A 19,823-nucleotide genomic window follows, 5' to 3' on the forward strand; every position below is an offset into this window, starting at 1 on the left:
TGACCGGCGTGTTGTCAATGCCCCTCTCTTCGAGGCTCGTTCAGGCGTCGACGTCCCGCACCGCCGTCACCGTGACCGTCGGGTGCGGAGCGGTGAGGCCGCCGCCCCTCGTCCTGATCGCGGCCCCGACCTCGGCTCCGGCTCCGACCCCGACCTCGGCTCCTGCGGAACTCGGCCGCTTGGTCGGCCGGAAGGCGGGTGAGGATGCCGTGGCCGACGCTGCCCTGCCCTGCCCGCCGATGGAAGGCGTGAGGTGTCGATGACCTCGCCCTCCCGGCTCGGTTCGTCGGCGCGGTATCTGAGCGTCGTGCGACCGGCCGAGTCGAGCGCTGTGGGTCACAGGCTGTGGGCGAGGGGGTGCAGCGGTTCGTACAGCGGAAGTTCGGCGCCGCTGGGAAGCCGGATCGCAGTCAGTTTGCCCCAGCGTTCTTCGCTGACCGGGCGGGTGATCTCAACACCCTTGGCACGGAACTCGCCGAGCTGGGAATCGAGGTCGTCGCACATCAGGTAGAACTCGTGCTGGGGCGGGCCGTCGGTCGGGTGCACGGCGACTTCGGCCGGGGGCAGCTTGAAGATGAGCCAGCCGCCGCCCGCGTCGACGTCGGGAAGGTCGAGGACGTCTCAGATGAAGGCGCGGTCCGCCTCGGCGTCCTGGCTGTAGAGGATGACATGCGCACCGCTGATCATGGCTGGCTCCGGTCCTCGGCGGGCTGGCGGTCGTGTCCCCGGCATCCTGGCACCCCAAGGTCAAGAAGATCTTCGACTGGGTTCGATGACACGGCGACCGACCTGAATGTCAATGGACGAGCGAGCCCGGGCATGACCATTCAGCCCCCATGTACTAGAGTTATCTCGACATCGAGATATCTGCCCAGGCGTCCCGCAGCCGCCAACCCGGTAAGGGTTACCTAACTTAGCCTGACCTCAGCGGATCGGCCAAGTCTGCGTGGCGGCAGGATGCGGTGGTAAGCGCACATCAATGAAGGAGACTGTCGTGTCGGCGAACAGCTTCGACGCCCGCAGCACGCTGCAGGTGGGCGACGAGTCGTACGAGATCTTCCGGCTGGACCAGGTGGAAGGCTCGGCTCGCCTTCCGTACAGCCTGAAGGTGCTGCTGGAGAACCTGCTCCGTACCGAGGACGGCGCGAACATCACCGCCGACCACATCCGTGCGCTCGGCAACTGGGATTCCCAGGCCCAGCCGGCGCAGGAGATCCAGTTCACGCCGGCTCGCGTGATCATGCAGGACTTCACCGGCGTGCCCTGTGTCGTCGACCTCGCCACCATGCGTGAGGCCGTCAAGGAGCTCGGCGGCGACGCGGCGAAGATCAACCCGCTGGCCCCGGCCGAGCTGGTCATCGACCACTCCGTCATCGCCGACAAGTTCGGCACCAACGACGCCTTCGCCCAGAACGTCGAGCTGGAGTACGGCCGCAACAAGGAGCGCTACCAGTTCCTGCGCTGGGGCCAGACCGCGTTCGACGAGTTCAAGGTCGTCCCGCCGGGTACCGGCATCGTCCACCAGGTGAACATCGAGCACCTCGCTCGCACGGTCATGGTCCGCAACGGCCAGGCCTACCCCGACACCCTGGTCGGCACCGACTCGCACACCACCATGGTCAACGGCCTCGGCGTCCTCGGCTGGGGCGTCGGCGGCATCGAGGCCGAGGCCGCGATGCTCGGACAACCGGTTTCGATGCTGATCCCGCGCGTCGTGGGCTTCAAGCTCACCGGCGAGCTCACCCCCGGCACCACCGCCACCGACCTTGTGCTGACCATCACCGAGATGCTCCGCAAGCACGGCGTCGTCGGCAAGTTCGTCGAGTTCTACGGTGAGGGCGTCGCCGCCACCTCCCTCGCGAACCGCGCCACCATCGGCAACATGTCGCCGGAGTTCGGCTCCACCGCCGCGATCTTCCCGATCGACGACGAGACGCTGAAGTACCTCAAGCTCACCGGCCGCTCCGAGCAGCAGGTCGCCCTCGTCGAGGCGTACGCCAAGGAGCAGGGCCTCTGGCTGGACCCGCAGGCCGAGCCGGACTTCTCCGAGAAGCTCGAGCTGGACCTCTCCACCGTCGTCCCGTCCATCGCCGGCCCGAAGCGCCCGCAGGACCGCATCGTCCTCGCGAACGCCGCCGAGCAGTTCAAGACGGACGTGCGCAACTACGTCGACTCCGTGGACGAGGCCGGCCAGGAGTCCTTCCCGGCCTCCGACGCCCCGGCCGTCGCCCCGAACGGCACCCCGTCCAACCCGGTCACCGTGACCGCCCCCGACGGCTCGACGTACCAGCTCGACCACGGTGCGGTGACGGTCGCCGCCATCACCTCCTGCACCAACACCTCCAACCCGTACGTCATGGTCGCCGCCGCGCTCGTCGCGAAGAAGGCCGTGGAGAAGGGCCTGACCCGCAAGCCGTGGGTCAAGACCACGCTCGCCCCGGGTTCGAAGGTCGTCACCGACTACTTCGACAAGGCGGGCCTCACCCCGTACCTCGACAAGGTCGGCTTCAACCTCGTCGGCTACGGCTGCACCACCTGCATCGGCAACTCCGGCCCGCTGCCGGAGGAGGTCTCCAAGGCCGTCAACGACCACGACCTCGCGGTCACCTCGGTCCTCTCCGGCAACCGGAACTTCGAAGGCCGGATCAACCCCGACGTCAAGATGAACTACCTGGCCTCCCCGCCGCTGGTCGTCGCCTACGCCCTCGCGGGCTCCATGAAGGTGGACATCACGCGCGACGCCCTCGGCACGGACCAGGAGGGCAAGCCGGTCTTCCTGGCCGACATCTGGCCCTCCGAGGCCGAGGTCAACGACGTCGTGGCGAACTCCATCGGCGAGGACATGTTCAACAAGTCCTACCAGGACGTCTTCGCGGGCGACGCCCAGTGGCAGGCGCTGCCGATCCCGACCGGCAACACCTTCGAGTGGGACGCCGAGTCGACCTACGTCCGCAAGCCCCCCTACTTCGAGGGCATGACGATGGAGACCACCCCGGTCTCCGACATCGTCGGCGCGCGCGTCCTGGCCAAGCTGGGCGACTCGGTCACCACCGACCACATCTCCCCGGCCGGTGCCATCAAGGCCGACACCCCGGCCGGCAAGTACCTCACCGAGCACGGTGTCGAGCGTCGTGACTTCAACTCCTACGGCTCCCGCCGAGGCAACCACGAGGTCATGATCCGCGGTACGTTCGCCAACATCCGCCTGCGCAACCAGATCGCGCCGGGGACGGAAGGCGGTTACACCCGCGACTTCACGCAGGACGGCGGTCCGGTGTCGTTCATCTACGACGCTTCCCGCAACTACATCGAGCAGGGCACCCCGCTGGCCATCCTGGCCGGCAAGGAGTACGGCTCCGGCTCGTCGCGCGACTGGGCAGCCAAGGGCACCGCGCTCCTCGGCGTCAAGGCCGTCATCGCCGAGTCGTACGAGCGCATCCACCGCTCGAACCTCATCGGCATGGGCGTGCTCCCGCTCCAGTTCCCGGAGGGCGCCACCGCCGAGTCCCTCGGCCTGACCGGCGAGGAGACCTTCTCCTTCACCGGCGTCGAGGAGCTCAACAACGGCACCACCCCGCGCACGGTCAAGGTCACCACCGACACGGGCGTCGAGTTCGACGCGGTCGTCCGCATCGACACCCCCGGTGAGGCCGACTACTACCGCAACGGCGGCATCATGCAGTACGTGCTGCGCAGCCTGATCCGCAAGTAAGCGATCGGGTAAACGCTTCCGCAACCGATCGGGTAAGCGGTTCCGTAAAAGATCGAGCAGCGGATCCGTAAGCGGTAGGGCAAGCAGTACGGCACGGTAGTGGAGGGCCGCATCCCCGTCAGCGGGGGTGCGGCCCTCCGACGTGCCGCCCGGACGCCGATCTCCCGTGACCGACGAGTGTCAATGCCCCCTTGGGGCAGGGCAGTTGGCAGACAGTCGGTGGATCTCCCCGGGCCCTGGGGAGGCCTACCGCGGGAAGCCCACAGATCCGCGCAGGTGGGAAGAATCCCGGTTCGCACGGCTTCGGCTCAGTCGGAACACAGGGTTCCCTCAGCCAACCGGGACAGGATCAGGACATGGCTGGCATCTCCGGTACCCGAAGCGAACGGGTCCGCGTTCTGATCGTCGACGACGAGCCCGCGCTCACCGAAGTTCTCTCCGTGGCCGTCACCGAGGCGGGCTGGCGCCCATACCCCGCCGCCGACGGACACAGCGCGCTCAGGATCGCGCGCGGCTGCGCCCCGCACGCCGTCGTCCTCGACGGCATGCTGCCCGACCTCGACGGCATCCAGGTGCTGCGCCGTCTGCGCTACGAGAACCCCGAGCTGCCCGTCCTCATGCTCACCGCCCGCGACGCCCTGGAGTTCCGCATCGACGGGTTGGAGAACGGGGCCGACGACTACGTCACGAAACCGTTCTCCCTGGAGGAGGTCGTGCTGCGACTGCGCGGACTGCTGCGCCGGTCCGGTGCCCAACGGACCCGCACCGACGACTCCGTACGCGTCCTCGGCGACCTGGTGCTGACGGGCGAGAGCCGTGAAGTGCTCCGTGACGGTTCGCGGATCGCCCTGACCGCCAAAGAGTTCGAACTCCTCAGCCTGCTCATGGAGCACCCGCGGCAGGTGCTGAGCAAGACGCAGATCCTCGACCACGTCTGGACCAGCTCCTTCGACGGCGGCGGCAACCTCGTCGAGGTGTACATCTCCAGCCTGCGCCGAAAGCTCGACCGCGGCCGCTCACCCATGATCCACACCGTGCGCGGGCTGGGGTACGCCATCAGGCCGGTGGAGGACGGAAGATGAGCATGCATCCGAGTGGCGTCCACCCGAAGGCCGCCGGTCCTGGAGATGCCGGTCCGAGAGGCGCCGGTCCAAGGGACTCCCGCCCGAAGGATGCCCGACCCATGGATGCCTGTCTGAAAGACGCCGGTCCGAGGGATGGCCGTGCGGCGGAGGTTCCTCCGAGAGGTGTCCGGCGATGCGGTTTCCGTATGCGGGACGCCTCTTCGCGGGGCGGCTCCCTGCGCACCCGTCTCCTGATCTTCATCAGCGTCGTTCTCGTCGCCGTGTGTGCCGTGATGGCTCTCACAACCGTTTTCGCCCAGCGTGCCTACCTACTGGGCAACCTGGACGACCGTGTCACCAACGCCGCGGAACGCAGCCTGGGCGGCGCATCGCTCCACCCGCAGCTGACGCAGGACCTCACTTTTCTCAACGAGAGCGGCCAGCCGGCCGGGATGCTCGCCGCCCGCCTGGACACCGACGGCGCCGTCCTCGCGGCGGCGACGGTGGGCCAGGACGCACCGCCGCGGAACCTGACGGAAACCCAGATCGCGGCCCTGAACGGCATCGGGACCGACGGCGGCCTGCACACCAGGACGGTCCCCGGCCTGGGCACGTACCGCTTCACCGCACTCGACAACAACGGCGTACGCGTTCTCACGGGACTCCCGATGGACGACGTCCAGGACATGATCAGCGGCCTGGTGGTCGTAGAGGCGGTCGTGGCCGCGGCGGGCCTCACCGTGGCCGGCTGTGTCTGCGCGGTGGTCATCCGACGCCAGCTGCGCCCCCTCGGCAGGGTCGCCGCCACCGCCGTCGAGGTCTCGCACGCCCCGCTCTGCCGTGGCGAGGTAACCGGTCTCACCAGAGTTCCCGAACGAGACACCGATCCCGGCAGCGAAGCCGGTCAGGTAGGCGCCGCCCTGAACCGCATGATCGACCACGTGGAGTCCTCGCTCGCCGAACGCCAGCGCGGCGAGGAGCGCATGCGCCGCAGCGAGGAACGCATGCGCCGCTTCCTGGCCGACGCCAGCCATGAACTGCGCACCCCTCTCGCCTCCATCGCCGGATACGCGGAGCTGATGAACCGGGGAACGGACCGCATCGAACCGGGACTGGCCTGGCGCCGGGTGACGGCCGAGTCGGCGCGGATGACGGGCCTGGTGGAGGACCTGCTGCTGCTCGCCCGACTGGACGAGGGCAGACCGCTGCAATCCGCCGAGGTGGACCTGGCGGCGCTCGTCGCCGAGGCGGTGTGGGACGCCCGGGCCGCGGGCGGCGGTCACGACTGGCAACTGGAGCTGTGTCTCGACGAGGCGCCCCTGGTCCACGGCGACGAGGCACGCCTTCATCAGGTGGTCGCCAACCTGTTGGCCAACGCGCGTGTGCACACACCCGTCGGCACGAGTGTCGTGGCGGTGGTGGAGGCAGGGCGGGGGATGTGCGCGGTGCGCGTCCGGGACGACGGCCCCGGCATCCCGCCCGACCTCCTCCCGAGGGTCTTCGAACGCTTCACCCGCGCCGACGCCTCCCGGGCCCGCGCCACCGCAGGCAGCGGCGCCGGCCTCGGCCTCGCCATCGTCGCGGCGATCACGGCGGCCCACGGCGGTCACATCGACGTGCACAGCGAACCGGGCCGCACGGAGTTCACGGTGGAGCTGCCGCTCGCGGGCGACACCGGCGCGGACACCCTGACCTGGAGTCCGCGGGTGTCGGTGCGATGAGCTGAGACGCCCCCGAGGCGCCCGAGCCGGTGAACCCCGCCATCCAGAGCCCGGTCGAAAGGAGTTCCTGCGCCGGCATCTTCCGACCTCGTCGCACCGCCACTGACGGCCGACGTTTCGCAGGAGCGTCGTACGCGGCCCGTTTACAAATGGTCCGTACGGCGCTACCTTCCGCCACAGGTGAGGTGGGAGCGCTCCCATATCCGCTCGTGTCCGGCGGACCGGAACCTGTCGGGCTCGGGTCCGGGAGGCTCCCACCTCACGCCCCCACACCCGCATCCGCAGTGCACCCCATGCACGCACGGTCCGTACACGGAAGGCGGACTCATTTGCCATGCAATCTGTCATGATCACGTCAGACCCGAGGTCGAGGTTACGCACCCGGGCCCTTCTCCTCGTCGTCCTCGCTCTGCTGGCCACCGTCCCCGCTCTGGGCCTGATCGTCACGACCGGCGGCAGGGCCGAGGCTCACGGCACCCCCATGAAACCCGGCAGCCGCACGTTTCTGTGCTGGCAGGACGGGTTGACCGACACGGGTGAGATCAAGCCGGTCAACCCCGCCTGTAAGAACGCGCAGCAGGTAAGCGGTACCACGCCGTTCTACAACTGGTTCTCGGTGCTGCGCTCCGACGGGGCCGGCCGCACCCGCGGCTTCGTGCCGGACGGTCAGCTGTGCAGCGGCGGTAACGCCAACTTCACCGGTTTCAACGCGGCCCGCAGCGACTGGCCGCTCACCCACCTCACCTCGGGCGCGAACGTCGACTTCTCCTACAACGCCTGGGCGGCGCACCCCGGTTGGTTCTACGTCTACGTCACCAAGGACGGTTTCGACCCCACCCAGACCCTCACCTGGGACGCGATGGAGAGCCAGCCCTTCCTCTCCGTCGACCACCCGCCGCTCAACGGCAGTCCGGGCACGGTCGAGGCCAACTACTCCTGGACCGGCCAACTCCCGGCGAACAAGTCCGGCCGGCACATCATCTACATGGTCTGGCAGCGCTCTGACAGTGCCGAGACCTTCTACTCCTGTTCCGATGTCGTCTTCGACGGCGGAAACGGCGAGGTAACCGGCATCCACGAACCGGGCAACCCGACCGAGCCCGTTCCCGGTGCCTGCACCGCCACTCGGCGGACCACCAACAGCTGGACCGGCGGCTACCAGTCCGAGGTGACCGTCACCAACTCCGGCGATGTTCCGATGCTCGGCTGGATGGTCGACTGGACGCTGCCCGGCGGCCAGTCGGTGGCCAGTCTGTGGAGCGGCAACGCGACGTACAACGGGCAGGCGGTGATGGTCCACAACGCCGACTGGAACGGCTCGTTGAGTCCGGGCCAGAGTACGACGTTCGGATATGTCGTATCCGGTTCGGGCGGCGACAGTGCCACGAGCCTTCCATGCAGGGTCGGTTGAGCAAGAGCAGCTCAGGGCGGGCCCGGTGGGCGGGGAGCCACACGCCCACCGGGCCCGCGAGCCGGGCCTGCCCCAAGGGGGGAGCGGGGCGGTCCGGGGTGTCCCCGCCCGGACGGTGCCACGGACGGGGAACGCGGTTCGACAACGTTGTCTCGACGTTGTATCGATGACCCTACCGGGTCAACGCGTGTAGGAGCCAACCGAGTTGACCGTAGTTGGCCGGGAAGCGCCTGTCGGCGCCCAAGTGCCTGCGCTCAACTGCCTGCGCACGTTCTCACGGGGATGCCTGATCGCCGCGGCCTGACGCGTGGAGCCCCGCTCCGCAGCAGGGCCCGGCTTCCCCCGTGACGTACAGCGCCGGCGGCCTCGAGCGGGTGATGGCGCGATGTGGCTGTCAGCCGGTCAACGTCGCTGAGAGCCAACGCAGTTGGCGTGCCACCTGCTCTCCCTCGCCGCCCTCGTGCCCGTTGAACGGGTACGCGTGCATCTCCCTCCGAGGAGCGGCGCCGCCGCTCAGCTCCCCGTACCGGTTGAACGCGGCGTACGCCCCGCTCGGCGGACAGACCGTGTCGCGCAGGCCTGTGCCGAAGTGCGCGGGGGCTTGGGCGCGGCGGGCGAAGAAGACGCCTTCCAAGTAGGAGAGCGTGCGGTACGCGGCTTCTTCGGCGCCGCGGTGGACGGAGAGGTAGGTGGCGATCTCGCCGTACGGACCCGTGTCGGTCAGGGCCAGGGCGCGCCGGATCCCGCACAGGAGTGGGGCTGTGACCAGGACGGCGGCCAGGTCGGGGACCAGACCCGCGACAGCGAGGGCGAGCCCGCCGCCCTGACTGTTGCCGGCGGCGACCGTACGGGTGGAGTCGACACCGGGTAGCGCCCGAGCCGCCGTCACCGCTCGCACCGCGTCCGTGATCAGACGGCGGTAGTGGTGGTCATGCGGGGAGAGAAGGCCGCGCACGGCCGGACCGGGACCGCCGGGCGCGGTGGCGTGCGGGTCGGGGGTGGCGCCTCCGTTTCCGTACTGGTCGCCTTGGCCGCGGTTGTCCATCAGCAGGTGGGCGTAACCGGCGTTCACCCAGGTCAAACGCTCGTGGGGGAGACCGCGGCCACGTCCGTAGCCGACGTATTCGACCACCACCGGAAGCGGTTCCCGAGCGCCTGCCGGCAGGCTGAACCAGGCGCGCACCGGATCCCCCGCGAAGCCCCGGAATGTCACGTCCCAGGTGTTCGTGAGGCAGAGACCGGTTTCGACGGGGTGGACCGACACCAGTGGGGCCCGCTGCCCGGCCTCCCGCAGGGTGTCCCTCCAGAACGCGTCGAAGTCAGCGGGCTCGTCGAGCTCGGGGCGGTGTCGTTCCAGCTCCGGCAGCGGCAGGTCGAACGCGGGCACGAAGGCACCTCGCAGAGGTCGGGGGCGAGCGATCGTTGCGTAGGTCGGCCAGAAATTTGCGGTGGACGCTAGCACTCAACTTCCCGGTTCTACCCCATGAGTGACGGAATCCAACACCACGAGCCGTCCCACCAGTCCGCCGTGCAGCACCCATTGACAGCGCTTTCCGTGAGCCCATACGTTGCCGCAGAGTTACCGGTAAGGGCACGAAAGTTTCGAGATCACGCGCTGCGAGTCGAGCGTTTCGAAGAACGCCCCGGGAGGCCCGAGCATGAGCACCTCCACCACATCGGCCCCACCCCCAGGAACCCAGGACCCGCCGTCCAAGATCCGGCGCCGTCCCGCGCATCCGGTCACCGCGCGCCGCGGCTGGCGGCGAGCGCTGCGCCGCGATTGGCAGTTGTATTCGCTGGCCGTGCTGCCGTTGCTGTTCTTCCTGGTCTTCCGCTATCTGCCGATGATCGGAAACGTCATCGCGTTCCGCCGTTTCGAACCGGGCGGATCCATCCTGGGGGAGCAATGGGTGGGTCTGCGCTATGTGCGGATGTTCCTGACCGACCCCACTTTCTGGCAGGTCTTCCGCAACACCTTGTGGCTCGGCGGACTGACGCTCCTGTTCTGTTTCCCCATCCCGATCGTCCTGGCACTGCTGCTCAACGAGGTGCGCCGCCGCTCGCTGAAACGGTTCGTGCAATCGGTTTCGTACCTTCCGCACTTCCTGTCGATCGTGATCGTCGCGGGCATCACCATGCAGATGCTGGCCACGGACGGCCCGGTCAACCATGTGCTGGACTGGTTCGGCCACGATCCGGTCCGGTTCATCCAGGAACCCGGGTGGTTCCGCACGATCTACGTCGGCTCCGAGATCTGGCAGACCGCGGGGTGGGGCACGATTCTCTACCTCGCCGCGCTCACCACGATCGACGAGGACCTCTACGAGGCCGCCCGGATCGACGGTGCGAGCCGCTGGCGGCAGATCTGGCATGTCACCCTGCCCGGCATCCGCCCCACCATGATCACGTTGCTGATCCTGAACATCGGCACGTTCATGGCGGTCGGTTTCGAGAAGGTCCTGCTGCTCTACAACCCGCTGACCTACCCGACGGCCGACGTGGTCTCGACCTACCTCTACCGGGCCGGCGTCGAGTCCAACAGTTTCAGTTACGCCGCCGCGATCGGGCTGTTCGAAGCGATCACCGGCCTTGTGCTGGTCACCGGCGCGAACCAGCTGTCGCGCCGCACGGTGGGGACGAGCCTGTGGTGAGCCTCCTGACGTCCCGTGCTCCGCGTCCGCGCACCTCCGTGAACCAGCCGACACGTGGTTACCGCGTCTTCCAGGGCGTGAACGGTGTGATCCTCACCGTTGTCGTGCTGGTGACCCTCTACCCCTTCGTCAACATCATCGCCCGGTCCTTCAGCGGGGAACGCCAGATTCGCGCCGGTGAGGTGACCCTGTGGCCCGAGGGGTTCAATCTCACCACCTACAGAATCGTTTTCCAGGACTCGATGTTCTGGCGCAACTACGGAAACACCGTGCTGTACACGGTTGTGTCCACCGTCGTCGCCATGGTTCTGACGACCTGTTACGCCTACGTCCTGTCGAAGAGGAACCTCAAAGGGCGGGGCGTTCTCGTCGGAGTCGCCGTGTTCACCATGTTCTTCACCGGCGGTCTCATCCCGAACTACGTCCTGGTCACCAGCCTCGGTCTGAAGAACTCCGTCTGGGCGATCGCGCTGCCCAACGCGATCAGCGTCTTCAACCTGCTGGTCATGAAAGCCTTCTTCGAGAGCCTGCCGACCGAGCTGGAGGAGGCCGCGGCGATCGACGGCCTGAGCACCTACGGCATTCTGCTCAGGGTCGTGCTGCCGCTGTCCAAGGCGGTCATCGCGACGATGCTGCTCTTCTACTCCGTGTCCTTCTGGAATTCCTGGTTCTCCGCGTACCTCTACATGGACCGGACCGAGCTCATGCCGGCCACGGTCTATCTGCGCAACCTCATCTCCGGCGCCACCACGGGAGGCAACGCTGGCGCCGGTACGGAGCAGCTCAGTCAAGTGGGGGCCAATATCCAGGCGGTCACGATCGTGCTGACGTCGTTGCCGATCCTCTGTGTCTACCCGTTCGTCCAGCGCTATTTCGTCTCGGGCGTGATGCTCGGCGCGGTCAAGGGCTGAGAACCGTCCCTCTTACGGAACAAGGGAGTATCCGTGAAGAACGCCGGTCAGCTGTCCCGACGTCAGATCCTCACCGCCGCGGGCTTCATCGGCCTCGCCACGCTCACCGGGTGCGGCAGCGGCGACGACGGAGAGGATTCCAAGGACCTCTCCAAGAAACAGAACGGCGCGATGAAGGAGTACCGCGCGGGCCAGCAGTTCAAGGCGTCGAAGCCGCTTTCCTTCTCGATCCTGCACAACAACAACCCGGTGTACCCGTTGAAGGACAGCTGGCTCTTCTGGGCGGAACTGACCAAGCGCACCGGTATCACGCTGAAACCCGTTGCCGTGCCACTGAGCGATTACGAGAAGAAGCGCAGTGTCCTCATCGGCGCGGGCGACGCCCCGTTCCTGATTCCCAAGACGTACCACCCGTCGGAGGTCGCCTTCGTCTCGTCGGGTGCGATCCTCCCGGTCAGCGAGTATGTGCACCTGATGCCCAACTTCCAGGAAAAGGTCAGAAAATGGAAGCTGGAACCGGAGCTGGATTCCATCAGGCAGTCCGACGGCAAGTACTACCTTCTCCCCGGCCTGCACGAGAAGGCCAAGTCCGGCTACTCGCTGTCCTTGCGCACGGACGTCCTCGACAAGCTCGGCCTGAGCCTGCCCACCACCTGGGACGAGGTGTACGACGTCTTCAAGGCGATCAAGGCCGAATATCCCGATCGCTACCCCCTCACCGATCGCTGGAGCACCAACACACCTTTCCCGGCAGCGGCGTTGCTCAGCTACCTCGGCCAGGCGTACGGGGTGAAGGCGGGGTGGACCTACGACAACATCAGCTTCGACACGAAGGCCGGGGAGTTCGTCTTCACCGGCGCCACGGACGGCTACCGCCAGATGGTCGAGTACCTGAGAAGGCTCGTCGCCGAGAAGCTGATGGACCCGGAGAGCTTCACCCAGACAGATGACGACGCGGTGCAGAAGCTGCTGGGCGAGAAGTCCTTCGCGATCAGCGCCAACCCGCAGGAGCTGGTCCAGAACTACCGCTACAACCTGGAGAAACAGGTCAGCGGAGCGAAGATAGAGATGGTGCCCGTACCGCTCGGCCCGGCCGGTCCGGTGGTGATGGGCGGCGTTCGGTTGGAAAACGGTGTCATGGTCTCCACCAAGGCGCTCAAGAGCGACACCTTCGTCGCGATGATGCAGTTCGTCGACTGGCTGTGGTACTCGGACGAGGGCGAACGGTTCGCCAAATGGGGTGTCCAGGGCGTCACCTACACCCGCTCCGGCGACCAGTACGAGCTGGAGCCCGGCATCACCCTCATGGGCTCGGATCCGGACGCCCCGAAGGACCTGCAGAAGGACTACGGCTTCTTCAACGGCGTCTTCACCTACGGCGGCAGCTGGGCGCTGGTCTCCTCCTCCTTCGGCCCGGACGAGAAGAAGTACCAGGACGCGATGGCCCAACGCGAGCAACTGCCGATAGACCCGGCCCACCCGTTGCAGTCCGTGGAGCAGGAGCAGGCATCGCTCTGGGACACGCCCCTGAGGGACCACGTCACCCAGAACACGCTCAAGTTCGTCATGGGTAAGCGCCCGCTCTCCGAATGGGACGACTACGTCACCGAGTTGAAGGCCAAGAACATGGATCAGCTCGTCGGCCTGCACAACAAGGCACGTGAACGCTTCAAGAAGGAGAACGGGTGAGCACTGTTTCCGCCGAGCCGATGGGCCGGCTCTCCGACGCCTGGCGATTCTGTGTGGGCACCGGCCGGGTCGAACTCGCCCTGCGGCGTGACTACCAGGACTCCCTCGCCCTCATCCAGCGCGAAATCGGTTTCCGACACATCCGCGGCCATGGCCTGCTCAGTGACGGCATGGGCACGTACCGCCCGTACGACCATGAGGGGGTCCGCCATGTCCACCACTCCTTCACCTACGTCGACCAGGTCGTCGACGCGTACCTGGCGGCCGGCATCCGCCCCTTTCTCGAGCTCGGCTTCATGCCCGCGGAGCTGGCCTCCGGAAACCGGACCGTCTTCTGGTGGCGGGGCAATGTCACCCCGCCCCGCTCACACCGTGAGTGGGCCGACCTGGTGCGCTCCACCCTCGTCCACCTCGTCGACCGCTACGGCCTCGACGAGGTGCGCACCTGGCCGATCGAGGTGTGGAACGAACCGAACCTGCCCGACTTCTGGCAGGACGCGGACGAAAAGGCGTATCACCGCCTGTACGAGGTCACCGCGCACACGGTGAAGGAGGTGGACGCCGGCCTTCAGGTCGGGGGCCCGGCGATCTCCCCGGGCGCCGACGACTGGCTGGAGCGGTTCGCCGAATTCGCGGAGCATCGGGACGTGCCCGTCGACTTCGTGTCGAAGCACGCGTACACCTCCGGCCCCGCGCAGCACGTGCCGTTCGGCGTTCACCAGACCCTGGCCCCGGCGTCCGGCCTGCTCGACCAGTTCGGCACACCCCGTGCACTCCTCAAGGGCACCCGGCTGGCAGGACTACTGGTACACATCACGGAGTTCAACTCCTCCTATCGTCCCGACAACCCGATCCACGACACCGCTTTCCATGCCGCATACCTGGCCCCGGTCCTCGCGCACGGCGGCGACCTCGCCGACTCCTTCTCGTACTGGACGTTCAGCGACATGTTCGAGGAAACCGGTGTCCCCACGGCCCTCTTCCACGGCGGGTTCGGGTTGCTCACCCACCGACAGATCAGGAAACCGACCTACCACCTGTACGCCTTCATGGCGCGGATGGGCCCCGACCTGCTCGCCCGCGGCGACGACCACCTGGTCACCCGCCACCCCGACGGCCGGATCACGGTCCTGGCCTGGGCGCCCGTCGACCCGACCGGCGAAACCCACGGCCCCGACCGGCACGTGCTGCGACTGTCGCTCCCGGTCATGGCGCGCGAGGTCTTCGTCCGCCGGTCCACCGTCGACGACGAGCACGGAAACGCCTACACCGCCTGGCGGCACATGGGCAGTCCGCGCTCGCCGAAGCCCGGGCAGCTGGACGTCCTGCACGATGCCGCCGAACCCGCCCGCAGTCACCGACGGCTGCCCGCCCGGGAGGGGCGCGCCGAGCTGGACCTCACCCTGGCCCGCCACGAGATCACCCTCGTCGAACTCACCCCGGTCACCGACGAGACCCCTCCCTGGTGGGACGAACGGCGGCTGCTCGGCGGGACGGCGGCATGAACCCGGTAAGTGCTTCGACACCGCTTTCCTCCTTCGCCGGTCACCCGGCGGAGAGACCTCATGAGCGGCTGCGTGAGCGCTTTCGACACCGGTTTCCCGCCCCGCGGCCGACCACCCCGCGGCCGACCACCCCGCGGCCGACCACCCCGCGGCCGACCACCCCGCGGCAGGGGCGCCCGGGCCGCAGCCTGAATGCTTTCGGAACCGGTTCCCCCCGCCGCAGCCCGCCGACGGCAAGGAAAACCTCCTCATGAGCACCGCGAGCACCGCAGGCGGGTTCGGCACCGGACCCCTGTCCCGCGCCGCCGCCCTCCTGCACACCCTCCTCACCGTCGAGGCCCTTCTGCTCGTGACTGCTGCCCCCGGTCTGATCGGCCTGCTCTTCCTGGGTCCCGACCCGGCGAATTTGCCCCTCGCCGCCGGCTGTCTGCTGCCACTCGGCCCGGCCGCCTCCGCCGCCCTGTACGCCCTGCGCCACCGCAGCCGCGACCTCACCGACCTCCACCCGGCCCGCGTCTACCTGCGAGGCTGGCGTCTCAACGCCTTCCCCGCGCTGAAACTCTGGGCACCCCTGCTGGCCTGGCTCACCGTGATCGCGTTCACCCTCACCCACTTCGCCGCCACCGGTCTGCCCGGCTGGTGGGCGGTGCTCCTCGGAGTGATCGGCGTGGCCTCGCTCCTGTGGGGCGCCCACGCGCTCGTCCTCACCTCGCTGTTCACGTTCCGCGCCCGTGACACCGCTCGCCTCGCCGCGTACTTCCTGCTCCGGAGGGGCCGCGCCACCCTCGCCGCGGCCTCCCTGCTCGCCCTCGGGGGCGGTCTCACCGCCCTGCTCACGGAAGTCCTGCCCGCGCTGTTGGCCGCACCGCTGCTGCTCTCCCTGCTGGGGTCGAGCGGCCCGGTGATCGTCGAGACTCAGGAGGACTTCACCGTATGACCGTGCCCGACAGCGGAAACGACGGCCGTCTCCCGCACACGAACGGCATCCCGTACGGCGGCGACTACAACCCCGAGCAGTGGCCGCAGGACGTCTGGGACGAGGACCACCGCCTGTTCACCCAGGCCGGTATCGACACCCTCACCGTGGGCGTCTTCATCTGGTCGCTCACTCAACCTGACGAAAGCGTTTACGACTTCACGATCCTCGACGGCATCCTCGACCGGGCCGCGGCCGAGGGGCGGCAGGTCTGCCTCGCCACCGGCACCGCCGCCCTCCCGCCCTGGCTCGCGAAGAAGTATCCCGAGGTCAACCGCACCGACTTCGAAGGCCGCCGGCACCGATACGGCCAACGGCACAACTTCTGTCCCAGTGCACCCGACTACCGTCGACTGGCCACGGCTCTGGCCGGTCGCCTCGCGGAACGGTACGCCGAACACCCGGCATTGCTGGCCTGGCACATCAACAACGAATACGGCGGGGCCTGTTACTGCGACCTGTGTGCCGCAGCCTTCCGGCACTGGCTGCGTGAACGGCACGGCACACTCGACGCCCTCAACGACGCCTGGTGGACGACGTTCTGGTCACACCGCTACACCGACTGGGACCAGATCGAGCCGCCCAGCGCCCTCACCGAGCACTGGCGCGGCCCCGACCACACCGCCTTCCAGGGCGTCACCCTCGACTACCAGCGCTTCATGACCGATGCCCTGCTCGGCTGCTTCACCGGCGAGAAGGAGGCCATCCGCGCCCACGACCCCGACACGCCTGTCACCACCAACCTCATGGGCGCCTACCGTCCGCTCGACTACCACCGTTGGGCGCCCCACCTCGACTTCGCCTCCTGGGACAACTACCCGCCCCTCGACGCTCCGCCCACCCGCCCCGCCCTGGCCCACGACCTGATGCGCGGCCTCAAGGACGGTGCTCCCTTCTGGCTGATGGAGCAGACCCCGTCCACCACGGCCTGCCGTGACGTCAACCCTTTGCGCCGCCCGGGCGAACTCCGCCTTGCGACCTGGCAGGCCATCGCCCACGGGGCGGACGCCGCCCTCTACTTCCAGATGCGCGCCTCACGCGGCGCCTGCGAGAAGTACCACGGTGCGGTCATCGGTCACGCGGGCCGTGACGACACCCGCGTGTTCCGCGAAGTCGCCGCCCTCGGCCGGGAACTGGGCGAGCTCGGAGCGGCCACCCTGGGCGCCCGGACCCCGGCCCGCACCGCACTTCTCTTCGACTGGGACAGCTGGTGGGCGCTGGAGATCTCCGACGGCCCCTCACGACTGATCCGTTACCAGGACGTCGTACACGCTTACTACCGAGCCGCCCGCGAGGCGGGAGCCGACGTCGATGTCGTGGCGGCGACCGCCGAGCTCACGCCGTACGACGTGGTCCTCACCCCCGTGCTCCATCTCGTCAAGGACGATCTGGCGAAACGCCTGGAGACGGTGGCCCGACGAGGCGGCACCGTCCTCGCCACCTTCCTCACGGCCCGCTCCGACGAACACGACCGTGCCTTCCTCGCCGATGTCCCCGGCCCGCTCGCTCCCCTCATGGGCATTCGGGTCGACGAATGGGACGCCCGGCCGGATGGCGTCGAACAGCCGGTACGCATGGGCAAGGTGATGGCACAGGCCCGCCTCGTCTTCGAGATCGTGCAGCTCCGGGGCGCCGAACCGGTCGCCACCTACGGAGCCGACTTCTACGCCGGCACCCCGGCCGTGACCCGCAACCTCTTCGGCGCGGGTCAGGCCTGGTACGTGGCGACCGCCCTCGACCAGCCCGGCGTCGACCACGTCGTCCGCCAGGTCCTCGCCCGCCATGACCTGATCGGCCCCTACGCCGACCATCCCACCGTCGAGACCGCCACCCGCGTCGCGCCCGACGGAACCCGTCTCCTCTTCCTCCTCAACCACGCGTCTGAGCCCGTCCGAATGCCTGCCCACACCGCCGCGACCGACCTCCTCACCGGCAAACGGCTCGAGCAGGGCGAGGTGCTCGCCCTGGACCCGCTGGGTGTGGCCGTCCTTCGGCTTCAGTAGATCGTGCGTCCCCGGCCGTCCGGGATGCCGGACTTCCGCAGGAAGTAGCTGTTCACCTGGTCCCGCCACTCGCGTGCGCCGCGCACCTGTTCGTCGTACCGTTCCGCCACGCGCGCGTGCCACGCCGGTTCCGCCAGGTCCGCGAGGCCCGCCCACACCCGGCGGGCCTCCTCAGCCTCCTCCACGCCCTCGAAGTGCGTGTCGTAGATGTGTTGCACAACCGTTTTCCCGCTCCTCAGCACATGCCCGTACGGCACGTGGTGGAAGAACAGCAGAAGCTCGTCGGGGCACGACGCGGCCGACTCGTACAGCTCGGCCCAGGGCTTGGCGTACTGCGCCGCGTACCCCGTGCCGGTGGCCGCGCTGCGGTCGACGCCGATCCCGTCCCGGTCGGCGAAGTGGTAGGTCCCCCAGGGGCTGTATTCGTAGCCGTCGACACTTGGCCCATAGTGGTGGCCCGGCTGCACCATGAAGCCGACGCCGAGCGGCGCGGTGTACTTCTCGTACGTCCGCCAGGAGCCGTGCAGCACCGCCCGCAGCCCGGCGGCCAGCCGCTCGGAGGCGCACGGGAAGGTGAGCGCGATCCACTCGTCCAGGATCCGATGCGGGTCGGCATCCGGGTGCCAGGCGAGCCGGCCGAAGGTGTAGAGGTTCGCCTGTGCCAGCGGATGCCCGGTCCAGAACGGGTCGTCACCGACGTTGGCGACCGCCACCAACCCGCCCCCCGCCAACTCCGCTACGCGCGGGCGCTGTTCACCTTCCGGCCGGAAGCGCAGCACCTCGCTCCACATAGGTCCGAGCCAGCACGCATGCCGTTGCTGCCCGGTGTACTCCTGAGTTGCCTGCACCTCCACAGCGAGCCGTGTGCGAGGCAGGGCTCCCAGCACCGGTGAGACCGGCTCGCGCACCTGGAAGTCCATCGGTCCGTGTTTCACCTGCAGCACGGCGTTGTCGGCGAACTTGCCGTCCAACGGGGCGAAATGGTCGTACGCGGCCCGCGCCCGGTCCGTCGAACGGTCCCGCCAGTCCTGGCGGTGGTTGTACACGAACGCCCGCCAGTGAACGGTGCCGCCGTGCGGAGCGAGAGCCTCGGCCAGCATGTTCGCGCCGTCCGCGTGCGAGCGGCCGTACGTGAACGGCCCCGGCTGACCCTCCGAGTCGGCCTTCACCACGAACCCACCGAAGTCCGGGATTGCCGAATACACCCCCCGCACGGCCCCAGCCCACCAGTCGCGCACCGCCTCGTCCAGCGGGTCGGCGGTGGACAGTCCGCCGAGCACGACCGGCGCGGCGAAGTTCACGGACAGATGTGTGCGGATCCCGTACGGGCGCAACGCCGCGGCGATGTCGGCGACTTCGCCGATCCAGTCAGTGAGGAGGTGCGCCTCGGTCTCATGCACGTTGACGTTGTTGACCGAGACGGCGTTGATCCCGCAGGCCGCGAGAAGCCTGGCGTACGACCGGACACGCTCCCACTCGCCACGTGCTATCCCGTCCCGCCAGAAGAGGGAGCCGCCCGCGTAACCGCGTTCCACCTGGCCCATCACCGGATGCACGGCCACGTTGTCCCAGTGGTCCAGCATCCGCAGCGCCGTCGCCGGGCGGTGTGCCTCACGCGTTCGCGTGTCCCTGAAGGCGTCCTCACCGAGCCTTACGACATGGAACAGGCCGTACAGGAGGCCGGGTTGACCCCCTGCGGTGACGGCGGTGATCCCGTGGGTCCGCTCGACGACGAACCCATCCGCACCGAGTTCGCCGCCATCACCCCGGCCACCGAAAGCACTCGGGCCACCGACAGCACCCGGGCCACCGGCGCCACCGGTGCCGCCGGCACCACCGAGACCGTCGAGGCCGCCATGGCCCCCGACAACGCCGAGACCCGGACCGGAGTCACTGGAGTCACCGGAGTCACCGGAGTCACCGACATCAGCCACCCTCAGCACGAGGTCGTACGAGGACGACACATCCGATCTGCCCCGTATGATCACCTCGCCGCCGAACTGCGCACACGCGTGCGCCAGTTCACCGTGCACCGTGTCCACCAGCGGGCCCGAACCGTCGATCAGTGTTCGTCGGCTGCCGACCGGCCGGAACGCCTCAAGTGGCAGCCAGGCGGGGTCGATCCCCTCGGGCAGGACGGGCACGGTGAGCGGCATGGTCCCTCCGAGTGTTGCGGGCTT

The 19,823-nt window shown here is 68.3% G+C and carries 13 protein-coding genes; 10 read left to right on the forward strand and 3 right to left on the reverse strand.

The window, feature by feature from the left end; translation table 11 throughout:
• Positions 1 to 336 precede the first annotated feature (336 nt).
• A complete protein-coding gene (locus ACIRPU_RS10135) occupies positions 337 to 546 on the reverse strand; it encodes a VOC family protein (RefSeq protein ID WP_403864268.1) in 210 nt (69 codons plus the stop codon).
• 448 nt (positions 547 to 994) lie between these two features.
• Here ACIRPU_RS10135 and acnA point away from each other — a divergent pair, with 448 nt between their 5' ends.
• The 4 genes from acnA to ACIRPU_RS10155 all read left to right on the forward strand — a co-directional run bounded on the left by acnA (position 995) and on the right by ACIRPU_RS10155 (position 7,908).
• The gene (gene acnA / locus ACIRPU_RS10140; protein ID WP_403864271.1) at positions 995 to 3,712 is read left to right on the forward strand and encodes an aconitate hydratase AcnA; all 2,718 of its coding nucleotides are present in this window, start codon (positions 995 to 997) and stop codon (positions 3,710 to 3,712) included.
• Between the two features lie 356 nt (positions 3,713 to 4,068).
• Positions 4,069 to 4,794 carry a response regulator transcription factor gene (locus tag ACIRPU_RS10145; RefSeq protein ID WP_403864274.1) on the forward strand — a complete coding sequence of 242 codons (726 nt, stop codon included), beginning with the start codon at positions 4,069 to 4,071 and terminating at the stop codon, positions 4,792 to 4,794.
• Positions 4,795 to 4,982: 188 nt separating this feature from the next.
• Positions 4,983 to 6,497, forward strand: coding sequence for an ATP-binding protein (locus ACIRPU_RS10150; RefSeq protein WP_403864277.1), 1,515 nt, complete (start codon positions 4,983 to 4,985; stop codon positions 6,495 to 6,497).
• Positions 6,498 to 6,843: 346 nt separating this feature from the next.
• Entirely contained in the window at positions 6,844 to 7,908 is a 1,065-nt protein-coding gene (locus ACIRPU_RS10155; RefSeq protein WP_403864280.1) for a lytic polysaccharide monooxygenase, read from the forward strand.
• Positions 7,909 to 8,302: 394 nt separating this feature from the next.
• Here the strand turns inward: ACIRPU_RS10155 and ACIRPU_RS10160 are convergent, their stop codons facing one another.
• Complete coding sequence (locus ACIRPU_RS10160; protein WP_403864283.1) at positions 8,303 to 9,295, reverse strand: acetylxylan esterase; 993 nt, start codon at positions 9,293 to 9,295, stop codon at positions 8,303 to 8,305.
• Between the two features lie 271 nt (positions 9,296 to 9,566).
• Here ACIRPU_RS10160 and ACIRPU_RS10165 point away from each other — a divergent pair, with 271 nt between their 5' ends.
• From ACIRPU_RS10165 to ACIRPU_RS10190, 6 genes are all read left to right on the forward strand, one after another.
• Positions 9,567 to 10,559: an ABC transporter permease gene (locus ACIRPU_RS10165; protein WP_403864286.1), complete on the forward strand. Its 993-nt coding sequence runs from the start codon at positions 9,567 to 9,569 to the stop codon at positions 10,557 to 10,559.
• A gap of 38 nt (positions 10,560 to 10,597) precedes the next feature.
• Entirely contained in the window at positions 10,598 to 11,470 is an 873-nt protein-coding gene (locus ACIRPU_RS10170) for a carbohydrate ABC transporter permease (protein ID WP_384113780.1), read from the forward strand.
• Between the two features lie 33 nt (positions 11,471 to 11,503).
• The gene (locus tag ACIRPU_RS10175) at positions 11,504 to 13,159 is read left to right on the forward strand and encodes an extracellular solute-binding protein (protein ID WP_403864290.1); all 1,656 of its coding nucleotides are present in this window, start codon (positions 11,504 to 11,506) and stop codon (positions 13,157 to 13,159) included.
• A 20-nt stretch (positions 13,160 to 13,179) separates the two neighbouring features.
• On the forward strand, positions 13,180 to 14,664 hold the full coding sequence (locus ACIRPU_RS10180; protein WP_403865068.1) for a xylan 1,4-beta-xylosidase: 1,485 nt from the start codon (positions 13,180 to 13,182) through the stop codon (positions 14,662 to 14,664).
• Between the two features lie 250 nt (positions 14,665 to 14,914).
• A complete protein-coding gene (locus ACIRPU_RS10185) occupies positions 14,915 to 15,601 on the forward strand; it encodes a hypothetical protein (protein ID WP_403864293.1) in 687 nt (228 codons plus the stop codon).
• Positions 15,598 to 17,643, forward strand: a complete 2,046-nt coding sequence (locus ACIRPU_RS10190) for a beta-galactosidase (protein WP_403864295.1) — start codon at positions 15,598 to 15,600, stop codon at positions 17,641 to 17,643. The genes ACIRPU_RS10185 and ACIRPU_RS10190 overlap by 4 nt, the downstream gene beginning before the upstream one ends.
• Here the strand turns inward: ACIRPU_RS10190 and ACIRPU_RS10195 are convergent.
• The gene (locus ACIRPU_RS10195) at positions 17,637 to 19,799 is read right to left on the reverse strand and encodes an alpha-glucuronidase (protein WP_403864298.1); all 2,163 of its coding nucleotides are present in this window, start codon (positions 19,797 to 19,799) and stop codon (positions 17,637 to 17,639) included. The two genes, ACIRPU_RS10190 and ACIRPU_RS10195, sit on opposite strands and share 7 nt — an antisense overlap.
• Between the last annotated feature and the right edge of the window lie 24 nt (positions 19,800 to 19,823).

The organism is Streptomyces sp. NPDC102259, assembly GCF_044766465.1.
Lineage (GTDB): Bacteria > Actinomycetota > Actinomycetes > Streptomycetales > Streptomycetaceae > Streptomyces.